Consider the following 15,122-nt stretch of genomic DNA (forward strand, 5'->3'; position numbering starts at 1 on the left):
CGCGGGTGCTGGATCGGCAGGGACGTAACGGGCACGCGAAAGCCCGGTGTCAACGCGGCGGCGGTCGTAGCATTTGTGCAGGATTACTCGATTCCGAATCGACCACCGGTCACCTCGATGTCCGGCGGAAAACGGGTAGGAGGCCAGAATGGCGAATTTTGCCGTGTTGCCGCCGGAGATCAATTCCCTGCTGATGTTCAGTGGCGCCGGTTCGGCACCCATGCTGGAGGCGGCGGCGGCCTGGGACGGGTTAGCTTCCGAGTTGGGTGCGGCGGCGGCCTCGTTTGGGTCGGTGACTTCCGGCCTCGCCGGCCAGGCCTGGCAGGGCCCGGCATCCCAGGCGATGGCGGCCGCGGCCGCGCCCTATAGCGGATGGTTGAGCGCCGCGGCGGCACAGGCTTCCGGTGCGGCCGGGCAGGCCCGCGCCGTGGTCAGCGCCTTCGAGGCGGCCCGGACTGCGACGGTGCAGCCGCTCATGGTCGAGCTCAACCGCAATTCCTTTGTGCAGCTGGTGATGTCGAACTGGTTCGGCCTCAGCGCGCCCGCCATCGCCCAGCTCGAGGGCGAGTACGAGGCAATGTGGGCCCAGGACGTGGCGGCGATGGTCGGCTATCACGGCGGGGTATCGGCGGCGGCAGCGCGGTTGGTGCCCGCGCAGACGCTGCAGGACATCCTTGCCACGCTGCCCAACCTCGGCACCGGCAACAAGGGAAACGCCAACGTGGGCAACGGCAACACCGGCATTGCCAACCTCGGCAGCGGAAACACCGGTAACAACAACATCGGCGGCGGCAACGGCTTTGCCGGTGTAACGGCCAGTGGAAACATCGGCAGTGGGAACCAGGGCAACGGAAACATCGGTTTCGGCAACGGCACTAACCCCAGCTCGTTCACCGACGCCGGCCACAACGTTGGCGTCGGCAACGCCGGCAGCAACAATTGGGGCCTCGGCAACGCCGGGGACGGGAACCGGGGCGGCGGAAACACCGGCAACTTCAACATCGGCGGCGGAAACACCGGCAACAACAACATCGGCGGCGGAAACACCGGCAACAACAACGTCGGCTTCGGGCTCACCGGTGACAACGAAATCGGGATCGGCAACACCTTTTTCAACACCGCAACAAACCAGTTCAGTTTCGGCGGGCTGAACTCGGGCACCGGCAACATCGGCTTCGGCAACTCGGGTACCGGCAACATCGGCTTCTTCAACTCGGGTAACGGCAACATCGGCCTGTTCTCGACGGGCAGCAACACCCATTTGCCCGGTCACCTCAACAGCTTTGGTTTCGCGAACTCGGGCGCCGGCAACATCGGCTTCGGGAACGCGGGCGACTGGAATTTCGGCTTCGGGAACTCGAGCAACGTCAACACCGGCTTCGGGAACTCGGGCGGGCTGGACACCGGCTTCGGGAACGGCGGCGCCTTCGACACCGGCTTCTGGAACTCGGGCAACGTCAACACGGGCTGGGGTAATTCGGGCAACGTCAATACGGGCGCGTGGAATTCGGGCCTGGTCAACACCGGCTTCGGTTTCACCACCGACACCGGCGCCAGCCACTCCGGCTTCAACAACACCGGTACAAACGTCTCGGGCTTCAATAACACGGCCACCAGCGGATTTGCCTCGGGATTCTCCAACACCGTCAACGGCGGGGGCGCGATGTCGGGCATCGGCAATACCGGGGTGCCGACATTCAACCCCGCCTTCCGTGGCTCGCTATCGGGATTCTTCGACACAGGCACCGATTTTGGTGGTCTCTTCAGCCTCGCTCGAGTGTTCGCGGGTTAGGAGTTTCCGCACCCCTGTCGATCACTTCGCTGACCAACACCAGCGATCATCGTCCTGCCGGAAATCAACTCGCTTCTGATGTTCGGGGGCGCCGGGCCGGCACCGATGCTGGGTGCGGCGGCGGCGTGGGTCGGCATGGGCACCACCGGCAACAACAACTTCGGACGTGAACACGGCTATCGGGTCCAGCACCGACACCGGCCTCGCCAACTCGGGCTTCGGGAACACGGGCAGCGGTGACTCGGGCTTCAACATCGGCGTCACGGGCCCTCTGGAGGCCTCGCCGAGCGGTGTCGCCAGTGGCTTCAACTCGGGCCTGCTCAACATCGGCACCGGAATCGCGGGCCTGTTCAACCTCGCCCGCCAGTGAGCCGATCTGCTTACGGATGCTGGCTGGAGACCGAAATCACCTCTCCAGTCAGGTAACTGGAGTAGTCGCTGGCCAAAAATGCGATCGTGGACGCGATTTCCCAAGGCTCGGCGGCGCGGCCGAACGCCTCGCCGGCGGACAGCCGGTCCAGCAAATCGGCCGACGTCGTCTTGTCCAGAAACTTGTGCCGCGCGATGCTAGGCGAGACGGCGTTGATCCGGACGCCGTACTCCACGGCTTCGATTGCGCTGCAACGGGTTAGCGCCATCACCCCCGCCTTCGCCGCGGCGTAGTGCGACTGCGAGTGCTGCGCGCGCCACCCCAGCACGCTGGCGTTGTTGACGATCACCCCGCCGTGCGACGCGTCGCGGAAATACCGCAGCGCCGCGCGGGTGGCGCGGAACACCGACGTAAGCGTGACGTCCAGCACGCGATCCCACTCGTCATCGGTCAAGTCGACCACCGGGGTCTGCCCGCCCAGCCCGGCGTTGTTCACCAACACGTCGAGGCGACCCATGCGCGCGGTGGTGGAGTCGATCAGGGCGTCGACCTGGGCGGTGGACGTCACATCGCACACCACCTTCTCGACGCGGCCAAGGCCGAGCGACGCGAGTTCGTCGGCGGTCTCCCCCAGCCGCCGCTCGTGGTGATCGGAAACCACCACGTCGGCACCCTCCGCCAGGGCTCGCCGGGCGGTGGCCGAACCGATCCCGGTTCCGGCCGCGGCGGTCACGACGACGACCTTGCCGTCCAGAAGGCCGTGCCCGGCAACTTCTTTCGGAGTTTCGGACAGACTCATGCTTCCTCCTGCATCTTCGCGCAAGCGCTCATCCCTTGACTTCTCGCGGTAGGCCGAGCACCCGCTCGGCGATGATGTTGCGCTGGATCTCGTTGGACCCGCCGTAGATGGTGTCCGCGCGGGTGAACAAAAACAACCGCTGCCACTCGTCGAATTCGCCGTCGGGCAGCGCCATCCCGGCCCTGCCGACCACGTCCATCGCCAGCTCGCCCAGGGCGCGATGCCAGTTGGCCCACAACAACTTCGACACGTTGTCCTGGCCGGGTTGCTCGACATCCATGGTGGCGAGCGCGTACGAACGCATGGCCCGCAGCCCGGTCCACGCCCGCGTCAGCCGCTCGCGAATGAACGGGTCATCGGCGGCGCCGTTGCGCTGCGCGAGCTCGGCCAGGTTGGAAAGCTCACGGGCGTAGCGGATTTGCTGCCCAAGCGTCGAGACGCCGCGCTCGAAGGTCAGGGTGCCCATCGCGACCCGCCAGCCGTCGCCGGGCTCGCCGACCACCAACGACGCGTCGGTGCGGGCGTCGTCGAAGAACACCTCGTTGAATTCCGAGTCGCCCGTCAGCTGGATGATTGGGCGCACTTCCACCCCGGGCTGCTCCAGCGGCACCAACAGATACGACAGCCCGGCGTGCCGCTTGGACCCCTTCTCGGTGCGGGCGACCACGAAGCACCACTGCGCCCAGTGCGCCAGCGAAGTCCACACCTTCTGACCGTTGATCACCCATTCGTCGCCGTCGAGTTCGGCGGTCGTCGAGACGTTGGCCAGGTCGCTGCCGGCGCCGGGTTCGGAGTAGCCCTGGCACCAGAGCTCGGTGACGTCGAGGATGCGCGGCAGGAAGCGCTGCTGTTGCTCGGGCGTCCCGAATGCGATCAGCGTCGGACCGAGCAGCTCCTCACCGAAGTGGTTGACCTTGTCCGGCGCGTCCGCCTTCGCATACTCCTCGTAGAACGCCACCCGGTGCGCGGTCGACAACCCTCGGCCGCCGTGCTCGACCGGCCAGCCCAGGCAGGTCAGTCCGGCCTTGGCGAGGTGCTGGTTCCACGCCCGGCGTTCCTCGAACGCCTCGTGCTCGCGCCCGGGGCCGCCGAGGCCCTTGAGGGTCGCGAATTCGCCGACCAGATTGTCGGCGAGCCACTGCCGGACCTCGGCCCGGAACTCCTCGACGTCCTGCATGCCCTGTAGGCTAACCTACCAAGCACTTGCTTTGGTGGCCCGGGCGACGATGCGCGCCGCGCAGCGGCGTGTGGAGGAACCGGGCGATCAGGCCCCGAGCGGTCCTAGAGGAGCACCCGATGACGAACGATCCCCGCACCGTGCCCGCGGCGCTGGATCGTTTGGCGCACCAGCTGCCCGACCACGACGCGCTGATCACAGACGAGCGAACCTTCACCTCCGCCGGTCCGAACGTGATGCTGGGCTACCTCGACGACCCGGCCGCGACGGCCGCCGCCATCGACGCCGACGGTTGGCCACACACCGGAGACATCGGCGCCATCGACGAGGCCGGCAACCTGCGCATCACCGACCGGCTCAAGGACATGTACATCTGCGGCGGGTTCAACGTCTACCCCGCCGAGGTCGAGCAGGTCCTGGCCCGGACGGACGGGGTGGCCGACGCCGGGGTGATCGGGGTACCCGACGAGCGACTGGGCGAGGTGGGGCGCGCGTTCGTGGTGCCCCGGCCCGGTTCCGACCTGGACGAGCAATCGGTGATCGCTTACACCCGTGAGCATTTGGCGAACTTCAAGGCGCCGCGGTCGGTGCGGTTCGTCGACGAATTGCCGCGCAACGCCGGCGGCAAGGTGGTCAAACCACAACTGCGAGAGTTGGCCTGAATTGGATCTGCAACTAGACGACGAGACGCTTGTCTTCCAAGCCGAAGTCCGGGACTTCCTGGCGGCCAACGCCGATTCGATCCCGACGAAGTCCTACGACAACGCGGAAGGCTTCGCACAACACCGGCATTGGGACCGGGTGTTGTTCGACGCCGGCCTGTCGGTGATCACCTGGCCGGAGAAGTACGGCGGCCGCGACGCGCCGCTGCTGCATTGGGTGGTGTTCGAGGAGGAGTACTTTCGTGCCGGGGCGCCGGGGCGGGCCAGCGCCAACGGCACCTCGATGCTGGCCCCGACGCTGTTCGCACACGGCACCGACGAGCAGCTCGACCGGATCCTGCCGAAAATGGCCAGCGGCGAACAGATCTGGGCGCAGGCCTGGTCGGAGCCCGAGTCCGGCAGTGACCTGGCGTCGCTGCGGTCCACCGCCACCAAGACCGACGGCGGCTGGCTGCTCAACGGCCAGAAGATCTGGAGCTCACGGGCGCCGTTCGCGGAGATGGGATTCGGCCTTTTCCGCTCCGACCCCGCGGCCGAGCGGCACAACGGCCTCACCTACCTCATGTTCGACCTGAAGGCCCAGGGCGTCACCGTCCGGCCGATCGTCCAGCTCGGCGGCGACACCGGCTTCGGGGAGATCTTCCTGGACGACGTCTTCGTTCCCGACCAGGACGTGATCGGCACCCCGAACGACGGCTGGCGAGCGGCCATGAGCACGTCGAGCAACGAGCGCGGCATGTCGCTGCGCAGCCCGGCCCGCTTCCTGGCGGCGGCCGAGCGATTGGTGCGGCTGTGGAAGGACCGCAGCAGCCCGGCGGGATTCGCCGACCGGGTCGCCGACGCGTGGATCAACGCGCAGGCCTACCGCCTGCAGACCTTCGGCACGGTGACCAGGCTGGCCGCCGGCGGTGAACTCGGCGCCGAGTCGTCGGTGACCAAGGTGTTCTGGTCGGACCTCGATGTGGCGATACACCAGACCGCGCTCGACATGCTGGGCGCCGACGGCGAGCTCGCCGGTTCGTGGACCGAGGGGCTGCTGTTCGCGCTGGGCGGACCGATCTACGCCGGCACCAACGAGATTCAGCGCAACATCATCTCCGAACGGTTGTTGGGCCTGCCCCGGGAGAAGCGATAGTGGACTTCGCACTAGACGAACAACAACGCGACTTCGCCGCCAGCATCGACGCGGCGCTGGGCGCCGCGGACCTGCCGGGCGCGATCCGCGCATGGTCGGCCGGCGACACCGCGCCCGGCCGCAAGGTGTGGGAGCAGCTGGCCAACCTCGGCGTCACGGCGCTGGCCGTTCCTGAGAAATTCGACGGCATCGAGGCCCATCCCGTCGATCTGGTGGTCGCCATCGAACGCCTCGGGCGCTGGTGCGTCCCGGGCCCGGTGGCCGAATCCATTGCCGTGGCACCGGTTTTGCTGGCGGACGACGAGCGTTGCGCGGGCCTGGCCGCCGGCGAGCTCATCGCCAGCGTCGCAATGCCGCCGGACACCCCGCGCGCCGTCGACGCCGACACGGCCGGGCTGCTGCTGCTGGCCACCGACGCTGGTGTCACCGAAGCTGCGCTAGTTGGGGGGCCGGCGGCCCCCTACGAGTCCGTCGACCCCAGCCGCCGCCTCTACGAGGTCACCGCGACCGGTGAGCCCTGGCAAGCGGACGTCATGCGCGCCTACGAGTTCGGGGCGCTCGCCACCGCGGCGCAGCTGGTCGGCGCCGCCGAGGCCCTGCTGAGCGGCGCGGTCGACTACGCCAAGCAACGGAGTCAGTTCGGCCGGGTGATCGGGTCCTATCAGGCGATCAAGCACAAGCTGGCCGATGTGCACATCGCGATCGAGCTGGCCCGCCCCCTCGTGTACGGCGCGGCGCTGTCGCTGGAGCCGCGCGACGTGAGCGCGGCGAAGGCGGCGGCATCCGAGGCGGCCCTGCTCGCGGCGCGCGCGTCGCTGCAAACGCACGGCGCGATCGGCTTCACCCAGGAACACGACCTGTCGCTGTGGCTGCTGCGGGTGCAGGCACTACGCTCGGCCTGGGGTACGCCCGAGGCGCATCGCCGCCGAGTCCTGGAGGCGCTATGACTCGCGCCGGCGACGATGCAGAACGGAGCGATGCTGAGGAGCGGCGCGCATGACTGAAGAACGGCAGCTGCTGCGGGAGACCGTCGCCGCCCTGGTGGCCAAGCACGCGGAGCCGGCGGCGGTGCGGGCGGCGATAGAAGCCGACCGCGGCTGCGACGAAGCACTGTGGCGCCTGCTGTGCGAGCAGGTCGGCGCCGCCGCGCTGGTGATCCCCGACGAGCTGGGCGGCGCAGGCGGCGAATTGGCCGATGCCGCAGCCGTTCTGCAGGAGCTGGGCCGGGCCCTGGTGCCCTCCCCGCTGCTGGGCACCACGCTCGCGGAGTTGGCGCTGCTGGCGGCGCCCGAGCCGGACGCCGAGACGCTCGCCGAGCTCGCCGAGGGCGGATCGATCGGCGCTCTGGTGCTCGATGCCGACTACGTGGTCAACGGCGATATCGCCGACGTCGTTGTCGCGGTTACCGACGGCCAGCTGAGCAGGTGGACACGCTTCAGCGCGCAGCCAGTCGCGACCATGGACCCCACCCGCCGGCTGGCCCGCCTACGCCCCGAAGAGACCGAACCCATCGGAGCGGACCCGGGCCTCGCGCACACCGCGGCCATCCTGCTGGCGGCCGAGCAGATCGGCGCCGCCGAGCGCTGCCTGGAGCTGACCGTCGAATACACCAAGAGCCGGGTGCAATTCGGGCGGCCGATCGGCAGCTTCCAGGCGCTCAAGCACCGGATGGCTGACCTCTACGTCACCGTCGCCGCGGCCAAGGCCGTGGTGTCCGACGCGTGCGACGACCCCACCCCCACCAACGCGGCCACGGCGCGCCTCGCCGCCACCGAAGCCCTGAAAGCTGTTGCAGCCGAAGGGATCCAACTGCACGGCGGCATCGCGATCACCTGGGAACACGACATGCACTTGTATTTCAAGCGCGCCCACGGCAGCGAGCACCTGCTCGACCCGCCGCGAGAGCTGCTGCGCCAACTGGAATCTGAAGTATTGCCGACGTGACCGAGCACGTCGCGCTACGCGCCGGCATCCCTCCGTTCTACGTGATGGATGTCTGGCTGGCCGCCGCGGAGCGCCAGCGCAGCCACGGCGACCTGGTCAATCTGTCGGCGGGCCAGCCCAGCGTCGGCGCGCCCGAACCGGTGCGCGCGGCCGCGGTCGCCGCGCTGAACGCGAACCAGCTGGGTTACACCGTCGCGCTGGGCATCCCGGAGCTGCGGGCCGCGATCGCGGCGGATTACCAACGCAAACACGGCATCGACGTCCAGGCCGACGCGGTCGTCGTCACCACCGGTTCCTCGGGCGGATTCCTGCTCGCATTCCTGGCCTGCTTTGACGTCGGCGACCGGGTTGCGCTGGCGAGCCCGGGCTACCCATGCTACCGAAATATCTTGTCGGCGTTGGGTTGTGAGGTAGTGGACATCGCGTGCGGGCCGGAGACCCGCTTCCAGCCCACCGCGCAGATGCTCGCCGAACTGGACCCACCTATCCAGGGCGTGATCGTCGCCAGCCCCGCCAATCCCACCGGGACGGTCATCCCGCCGGCCGAGCTCGCCGCCATCGCGTCGTGGTGCGCGAACTCCGGAGTGCGGCTGATCAGCGACGAGGTCTACCACGGCCTGGTCTACGACGGCGCGCCACACACCAGCTGCGCCTGGCAGACCTCGCGAGACGCGGTGGTGGTCAACAGCTTTTCGAAGTACTACGCGATGACCGGGTGGCGGCTCGGGTGGCTGCTGGTGCCGGGCGAGCTGCGTCGGGCGGTGGACTGCCTGACCGGCAACTTCACCATCTGCCCGCCGGTGCTGTCACAGCGTGCCGCGGTGGCGGCGTTCACCGCGGAGGCCACCGCCGAAGCCGACGGCAACTTGGCGCACTACAGCGTCAACCGCAAGCTGCTGCTCGACGGGCTGCGGGCGATCGGCGTCGACCGGCTGGCACCCACCGACGGCGCGTTCTACGTGTACGCCGACGTCTCGGACTTCACCGACGACTCGCTCGGGTTCTGCTCAAAGCTGTTGGCCGACACCGGCGTTGCCATCGCGCCGGGCATCGACTTCGACACCGCGCGGGGCCACTCGTTCGTCCGGCTCTCGTTTGCGGGACCCACCGGCGACATCGAGGAGGCCCTGCGACGGATCGGGCCCTGGCTACCGGTCAGCGGTTGAAACGCCCTTCGAGGTACTCGGCGCGGCACGCGTTGCGGGCGAGTTTGCCGCTCGTTGTGCGGGGGATGGCGCCGGCGGCGACGAGCCGCACGTCGGCGACGCGGATCTGGTGATGCCGCGAGATCGCGGCGCGCACGGTGTCGGCGATCGGCCCCAGGTCGCGGCCCGCCCCGGCGGCGCGCTCGGCGACGACGACCACCTGTTCGCCGGAGCCGCCGCTGCCGGTAAGGGATGAAACCGCCTCGGCGGGAACGGAAAACGCGGCGACATAGCCGGTGCGGATGGCCGGCGAGGCCTCGCTCACCGTCGTTTCGATGTCGTGCGGGTAGTGGTTGCGGCCATCGATGATGATGAGGTCCTTGATCCGGCCCGTCAGGTACAGCTCGCCGTCGACGTAGACGCCGAGATCGCCGGTGGCCAGCCAGGACCCGTTGTCCGGGGCGCCCTCGGCGTGGCTACCGACCTCGAGACGGGACTGCAGCTTGTTGCCGAACACCCGGCGCGTCTCGTCCTCGCGGCCGAAGTACCCGCGGCCGATGTTGTTGCCGTGCAACCAGATTTCCCCCACGGTGCCGTCGGGCACCTCCGCGCCGTCCGGGTCGGCGATCACGGCCCACTGCCCGAGGATCGGCTGGCCGCACGAGACAAGCGAGAGCGCACCGGGCGCCGTCGGGTCGACGACCACCGCGCGGCCGGCGCCGAGCTGCTCGCGGTCGAGGAAAATCGCGCTCGCCGCGGCGTCCGAGGCGATGCTGGCGACCGACAGCGTCGCTTCCGCCATCCCGTAGGACGGCTTGACCACCGACGCCGGCAGACCATACGGAGCGAACGCCTTGGTGAACTGCTCGATGGCCGCCATGCTCACCGGCTCCGACCCGTTGAGCAGGCACACCACGTTGCTGAGGTCGAGATCCTCCCCCTTGGGCGGCAACCCGCGCTGGGCCGTCAGCTCGAACGCGAAGTTCGGCGCGGCCGCCATCGTGCGTCCCCGGGTTGCCGCGATGCCCAGTTGCTTGATCCATCGGTAGGGTCGGCGCAGGAACGCCATCGGATCCATCAGCGCGACGTGCGCGCCGAAGTAGGCCGTGAACACGATCATCATCAGCCCCATGTCGTGATACAGCGGCAGCCAGCTCACGCATTGGACGTCGGTGTTGAGCCCGCCGTGGATGATCATCTGCATCGCGTTGGTATAGACGGCGCGATGGGTGATCTCGACCCCGGCCGGCGTGCGGGTCGAGCCCGACGTGTACTGCAGATAGGCGAGGTCGTCGGTGTCCCGGACGGGGTCGATGAAGGTCGCGCCGAGCGTCGCGGGTACGGCGTCTACCGCGATCATCCGCGGCCGCTCCTGCGGCGGCAACGTGCGGATGAACGTCCGCACCGACTCGGCCGCCGAGGTCGTGGTCAAGATCGCCGCGGGCCGGCCGTCGGCCAGCACCGCCGCCAGCCGCTCGCCGTGCCCCGCCAACGTCGGCGCGAAGAGCGGGATCGCGACATTGCCCGCATGGATGGCGCCGAAGAAACCCGCCACGTAGTCGAGGCCCTGGGGCGCCAGGATCGCCACCCGGTCACCGGGCTTGGTGACCTGCTGCAGCCGGGCCCCGATGGCGCATACGCGCGACCACAGCTCGTTCCAGCTGAGCTCGTGGATCCGCCCGTCCTGGTCCTGCGAATAGTCGATGAAGCGGTACGCGGGACTGTCGCCCAACAGGGCCCGGTTTTGGTCGAAATTCGACGTCAACGTGACGCCCTCGGGCACCACGATCCCGCCACCGGGGGCAGCGCTGGCGTCTACACTGCCCGAGGCGGCCCCGACAGCATTGCCTGACCCGTGATCCCGACCCACGGTGGGACAGGTTAATAGACGCTCTTAATATTCGGCGAATTTGACAGGCTATCGCGGTGATCACTATTCGGCATCGGCCCGCGGCCGATCACATCGGAACTGGTCTTACGCACCGAGAACCTTGTCGAGGCGGGCCTCGAGCGCACCGCGGTCGCCTAGATCGGCGACGTTGATGGCGAACCGTTCGATGAGGGTGTCGACGACGGCGGCCGCGTCGTCCAGCCGGATTTTCTCGCTGCCGTCGGCGCCGTGGACGGTCAGGTAGCGCCCGGCCAGGTTCAACCGCGCGTCGTCGGTGACGCGCGCGGTCATCAGGCCGGTGACGAAGTGCGACGACGGGTGGGTCGAGACGAACCAGCTGCCGACCTTCAGGTCGATCGCCGGTGCGGTCCTCGTCGTGAACTCGTAGAGCGGCGTCCACTCGCCGCGGATCTGGGCCGCCAGCACCAGCCCGTCGCGGCGGTCCTCGAGCCGGTACGGCTCGAGGGTGGTCTGTTGCACGCTGCCGATCTCGATCCGGATCGGAGAGGTCGGTGTCTGCCCGCCGAAGCCGACGTCGACGAGGTAAGACCCCTGGGAGCCGGGGAAAGTCACCGCCAGAACGGTGTGCGTCTGCGCGGGGAACGGCGCGTCGGGCGGAAGCATCCAGATCACCCGGCCCGCCAATCGCCGGACCCGAAAACCCAGTTCCGACAGCACATAACCCAGTAGCCCGTTCTGCTCGTAGCAGTAGCCGCCCCGGCGCCGGTGAACCAGCTTGTCGGTCAGGGCATCTGGGCCGAGGTCATCGACGGGCGTTCCCGTCAGCGGGTCGAGGTTCTCGAAGGGGATCGCGCGCGTGTGGCTGCTCACCAGAGCCTGCAGCGCGTCGAGCGTCGGCTCGGCGACACCGCGAAAGTCGATGCGTTCGAGATACCCGTTCAGATCCAAGGTCATATCGCCATTCTGACCCGAGGTGCGCGCCGCTGGCTCGCGCCAAACCCGTTGCATCTTTGCTTGATGACGATGGTCGCCGAAAGATACTCCCGCGTGGTAACGGGAGATACTCTTGAGCTCTCTGAGCCGTATGTACGGGAGGTTAAGCGCCCAGGAATGGCCGAAGAACCCAGGTCCGACGGCGTGGCGTCGGTATCCGGCGGGATCGCCGCGGAGCTGGCGGCCGCCGGATTCGAGGATGCGCATCAGGTGGCCCGCGGCGGGGCCGGGGTGATTTATCGGTGCTACGAGACGGCGCTGGGCCGAAACGTCGCGGTCAAGCTGTTGCCGTCGCACATGGACGAGGAGAGCCGGGAACGCTTCCTGCGCGAGGGCTACGCGATGGGCGGGCTGTCCGGGCACCCGAACATCGTCAACATCCTGCGGGTCGGGGTGACCACCAGCAACCGGCCCTACATCGTGATGCCCTACCACGCCGCGGATTCCCTGGCGGTGCGGCTGCGCCGTGCGGGGCCGGTGCCCTGGCCCGAAGCCCTGGGGATCGGTGTAAAGCTTTGCGGCGCACTGGAAACCGCGCACCGGGGTGGAACGCTGCACCGCGATATCAAGCCGGCGAACATACTGATCAACGACTACGGCGAACCGCAACTGAGCGACTTCGGCATCGCCCACATCGAAGGCGGCTACGAGACCGCGACCGGGTTCTTCTCCGGCACCATCGACTACACCGCGCCAGAGGTGATGACCGGCAACCCGGCGACGGTCGCCGCCGACATGTACTCGCTCGGCGCGACCATTTTCGCGCTGATCGCCGGCAACGCCCCGCACGAACGCAGAAAGGGCGAGGACCTGATCGCGCAGTACCTGCGGATCAGCACGACCGGTGTGCCCGACATGCGCCCCGACGGAATACCGGACGCGGTGTGCTCGGCGATCGAGCGGGCGATGTCGCTCGATCCGGCCGACCGGCCCGCCTCGGCCGAGGAATTCGGCCGCGAGTTGCAGGCCGCGCAGCGCCTCAACGGCCTCAAACCCGACGCGATGGCGATCGGCGGCGTCGGTCGGGCGACCACGGACGCCGCGCCCTCCACGAACGGCGGGGAAACGCGACCGCCGGGATCCCTTACCGCGAGCATCCCGCCCACCGCGGGCATGACAGCTCACGAAGGCCCGACCTCGGCGATCGGTGCGCCGGTCGCCCACGACGCGGTGCAGGCCACGCCCTCGCCGCCGTCGGGACCCTCCGCTCAGGATGAGTTTTCGCAGGCGGCCAGCGTGCTGCGCAGCGGGCACGGCGCGGAAACGCAGCCACAGACCCCGGCCGGCGGCCCGCCGGGCCCGCCGAGCGCTCCCGAACAGACTCCTCCCCCTTGGCGCAAACCCCTAGCGCTGCGCATCCAGGAGTGGTTCGCGCAGCCGGGCAAGAGGCGCAGTCGCGTCGCCCTGGTCGCCGTCGTGGTCGTGCTGTTGGTGGTGGGCGCCGTGTTCCTGTGGCTGCGGCCCGACAACGGCACTCGCAAGACGGCCGCGGGCCCGCCGGCCCAGGTGCCGGTCGCGTGGAAGCCGATCACCAACGCCCGCGTCGCGCGCGATGCGGTCGCGACCACCCAGGCCGACGGCACCATCTGGGTCTTCGGCGGCATCCGAAGCGACGGCGCGGCGACCACCAAGCACGAGGGCTACGACCCCGCCATCGACGAATGGAAGGGCGGCGACGATCTGCCGGTGGCGTTGCAACACGCGATGGCCGTGACGTGGATGGGAAACCCGGTGGTGCTCGGCGGCTGGAAGACCGTCAACGGCAAAAAGGTTGCCAGCGACCAGGTTTGGCGGGTGGTCAACAGCCGGTGGGTGGAGCTGCCGCACCTGTTGGCGCCCAGGGCGGCGGCGGCAGCGGCGGTGGTGGGAGACCGCCTCGTCGTCACCGGCGGAGTCGACGCCGGCGGCGCCTTGCTGAACACCACCGAGGTCTTCGACGGCACCGCCTGGAGCCTGGGCGCGCCCATCCCCACCCCGCGCCAGATGCTGGCCGCGGCGTCGGACGGAAAGCTCGTGTACGCGGTGGGGGGAACCACCGGCGACTCGGACCTGACGATGGTCGAGGCGTATGACCCGGCCGCGAAAACCTGGACGACGATGCCCGCGCTTCCGCAGTCACGCAGCGACCTCGGCGTGGCCATCGCCGACGGGCGGCTGGTCGCCGTCGGGGGCGTGTCCGGGGGACAGGTGCTGAAGAGCGTCTCGGTGTTCGACCTCATGACGCGGCACTGGGACGGCCTGCCGGACATGGCGATGGCGCGGCACGGCATGGCCGTCGCCGCGGTGGAGAAGTCGGTATACGCGATCGGCGGGTCGACGGCCGCCGGGGACGGCCAGGTGATTTCGGAGGCCGAAGCACTGAAGCTGCCGGCCCGCCAGATCCAGCCCGCGTCGCAATGGCGTTCCCTGCCCGACGCGCCGACGCCGCGGCTGATGATGGCCTGGACCGTGCTGAACGACAAGATCTGGATCATGGGCGGCCTGCGGGACGGCATGGCTCTCACGACGGTCGAGAGCTACGACCCGCGCACCGGCGCCTGGGAGACCGGACCCCCGTTGCCCATCCCGCTGCACCACGCGACCGCGGCGACCTACCGCGGCGAGGTCGTCGTGCTCGGGGGCGCCAGCGACAACATCGCGGACGGGTCCAACCGGGTCTTCGCGCTGCGCGGCGGCAACTGGGTGGACCTGCCCAGCCTCACGCACGCCCGGGCGGCGCCGGCGGCCGCGGTGGCCGGCGACAAACTCGTCGTCGTTGGTGGCCAGAACGCCAAGCAACTCGTTCCGCAGACCGAGGTGTTCGACGGAAGTTCGTGGACCGACGCCGCCGACATGCCCACCGCCCGCGAACACCTGGCCGCCGTGTCCGACGGCACCTACGTGTATGCGATCGGCGGCAGGTTCCTTTCCTCGGACAAGAACTCCGCGGCGCTGGAACGCTTCGACCCGGCATCGGGGTCGTGGACCCGGCTGGTGGGCATGCCGACCCCGCGCGGAAGCTATGGCGCCACGTACATCGACGGCAGGATCGTGGCGGTCGGCGGCGAAGAGCCCACGATGGTGCTGAACGTGGTCGAGATGTACGAGATCGCCGACGGCAAATGGAGCACGTTGGCCCAGATGCCGACGCCGCGTCACGCCGAGGTGGTGGCGACGGTCGGCAACACCGTCTACTGCATCGGCGGCGCGAATCGGCCGACCCACGAAGGCCCGATCGCGACGGTCGAGGCGCTCGACTTCAAGTAGTCGCGGC

The 15,122-nt window shown here is 68.9% G+C and carries 11 protein-coding genes and 2 pseudogenes; 9 read left to right on the top strand and 4 right to left on the bottom strand.

Annotation, left to right across the window (positions count from 1 at the left end; genetic code table 11):
* The first annotated feature begins 148 nt into the window (after window positions 1-148).
* The 3 genes and pseudogenes from AC5Y5E_RS15315 to AC5Y5E_RS15325 form a co-directional block, all read left to right on the top strand.
* A complete protein-coding gene (locus tag AC5Y5E_RS15315; RefSeq protein ID WP_499903807.1) occupies window positions 149-1,792 on the top strand; it encodes a PPE family protein in 1,644 nt (547 codons plus the stop codon).
* A 63-nt stretch (window positions 1,793-1,855) separates the two neighbouring features.
* Window positions 1,856-2,032, top strand: a complete 177-nt coding sequence (locus AC5Y5E_RS15320; protein ID WP_499903944.1) for a hypothetical protein — start codon at window positions 1,856-1,858, stop codon at window positions 2,030-2,032.
* Window positions 1,956-2,162 (top strand): annotated as a pseudogene (locus AC5Y5E_RS15325) (hypothetical protein); the annotation flags it as partial. The gene AC5Y5E_RS15320 and the pseudogene AC5Y5E_RS15325, both read left to right, overlap by 77 nt.
* Window positions 2,163-2,172: 10 nt before the next feature.
* Here AC5Y5E_RS15325 and ipdF read toward each other — a convergent pair.
* Together ipdF and ipdE1 are read right to left on the bottom strand one after the other, a co-directional pair.
* The gene (gene ipdF, locus AC5Y5E_RS15330) at window positions 2,173-2,961 is read right to left on the bottom strand and encodes a (5R,7aS)-5-hydroxy-7a-methyl-1-oxo-2,3,5,6,7,7a-hexahydro-1H-indene-carboxyl-CoA reductase (protein WP_499903808.1); all 789 of its coding nucleotides are present in this window, start codon (window positions 2,959-2,961) and stop codon (window positions 2,173-2,175) included.
* Between the two features lie 28 nt (window positions 2,962-2,989).
* A complete protein-coding gene (gene ipdE1 / locus AC5Y5E_RS15335; RefSeq protein ID WP_499903809.1) occupies window positions 2,990-4,138 on the bottom strand; it encodes an acyl-CoA dehydrogenase IpdE1 in 1,149 nt (382 codons plus the stop codon).
* A gap of 221 nt (window positions 4,139-4,359) precedes the next feature.
* Here ipdE1 and fadD3 point away from each other — a divergent pair.
* From fadD3 to AC5Y5E_RS15360, 5 genes and pseudogenes are all read left to right on the top strand, one after another.
* Window positions 4,360-4,800: pseudogene (gene fadD3 / locus AC5Y5E_RS15340) on the top strand (3-((3aS,4S,7aS)-7a-methyl-1,5-dioxo-octahydro-1H-inden-4-yl)propanoate--CoA ligase FadD3); the annotation flags it as partial.
* 1 nt (window position 4,801) lies between these two features.
* Entirely contained in the window at window positions 4,802-5,935 is a 1,134-nt protein-coding gene (locus AC5Y5E_RS15345) for an acyl-CoA dehydrogenase family protein (protein ID WP_499903810.1), read from the top strand.
* On the top strand, window positions 5,935-6,882 hold the full coding sequence (locus AC5Y5E_RS15350; RefSeq protein WP_499903811.1) for an acyl-CoA dehydrogenase family protein: 948 nt from the start codon (window positions 5,935-5,937) through the stop codon (window positions 6,880-6,882). Before AC5Y5E_RS15345 ends, AC5Y5E_RS15350 begins: the two co-directional genes overlap by 1 nt.
* A 49-nt stretch (window positions 6,883-6,931) precedes the next feature.
* Window positions 6,932-7,879, top strand: coding sequence for an acyl-CoA dehydrogenase IpdE2 (gene ipdE2, locus AC5Y5E_RS15355; RefSeq protein WP_499903812.1), 948 nt, complete (start codon window positions 6,932-6,934; stop codon window positions 7,877-7,879).
* Window positions 7,876-9,045, top strand: a complete 1,170-nt coding sequence (locus AC5Y5E_RS15360) for a pyridoxal phosphate-dependent aminotransferase (protein ID WP_499903813.1) — start codon at window positions 7,876-7,878, stop codon at window positions 9,043-9,045. Before ipdE2 ends, AC5Y5E_RS15360 begins: the two co-directional genes overlap by 4 nt.
* On the opposite strand, the gene AC5Y5E_RS15365 is transcribed toward AC5Y5E_RS15360, so the two are convergent.
* Both AC5Y5E_RS15365 and AC5Y5E_RS15370 read right to left on the bottom strand, forming a co-directional pair.
* Complete coding sequence (locus AC5Y5E_RS15365) at window positions 9,035-10,894, bottom strand: fatty acyl-AMP ligase (RefSeq protein WP_499903814.1); 1,860 nt, start codon at window positions 10,892-10,894, stop codon at window positions 9,035-9,037. The two genes, AC5Y5E_RS15360 and AC5Y5E_RS15365, sit on opposite strands and share 11 nt — an antisense overlap.
* Before the next feature lie 105 nt (window positions 10,895-10,999).
* A complete protein-coding gene (locus AC5Y5E_RS15370) occupies window positions 11,000-11,830 on the bottom strand; it encodes an arylamine N-acetyltransferase family protein (RefSeq protein WP_499903815.1) in 831 nt (276 codons plus the stop codon).
* A 156-nt stretch (window positions 11,831-11,986) separates the two neighbouring features.
* Between AC5Y5E_RS15370 and AC5Y5E_RS15375 the strand changes: the two genes are divergently transcribed.
* Window positions 11,987-15,115 carry a Kelch repeat-containing protein gene (locus tag AC5Y5E_RS15375; protein WP_499903816.1) on the top strand — a complete coding sequence of 1,043 codons (3,129 nt, stop codon included), beginning with the start codon at window positions 11,987-11,989 and terminating at the stop codon, window positions 15,113-15,115.
* Window positions 15,116-15,122: the final 7 nt, after the last annotated feature.

The sequence above is a fragment of the Mycobacterium sp. NGS54 genome (assembly GCF_059812465.1).

Coding starts and splice junctions, on each gene's coding strand:
- AC5Y5E_RS15315 (WP_499903807.1), top strand. CDS start 149: ATGGCGAATTTTGCCGTGTTGCCGCCGGAGATCAATTCCCTGCTGATG.
- ipdF (WP_499903808.1), bottom strand. CDS start 2,961: ATGAGTCTGTCCGAAACTCCGAAAGAAGTTGCCGGGCACGGCCTTCTG.
- ipdE1 (WP_499903809.1), bottom strand. CDS start 4,138: ATGCAGGACGTCGAGGAGTTCCGGGCCGAGGTCCGGCAGTGGCTCGCC.
- ipdE2 (WP_499903812.1), top strand. CDS start 6,932: ATGACTGAAGAACGGCAGCTGCTGCGGGAGACCGTCGCCGCCCTGGTG.
- AC5Y5E_RS15370 (WP_499903815.1), bottom strand. CDS start 11,830: ATGACCTTGGATCTGAACGGGTATCTCGAACGCATCGACTTTCGCGGT.
- AC5Y5E_RS15375 (WP_499903816.1), top strand. CDS start 11,987: ATGGCCGAAGAACCCAGGTCCGACGGCGTGGCGTCGGTATCCGGCGGG.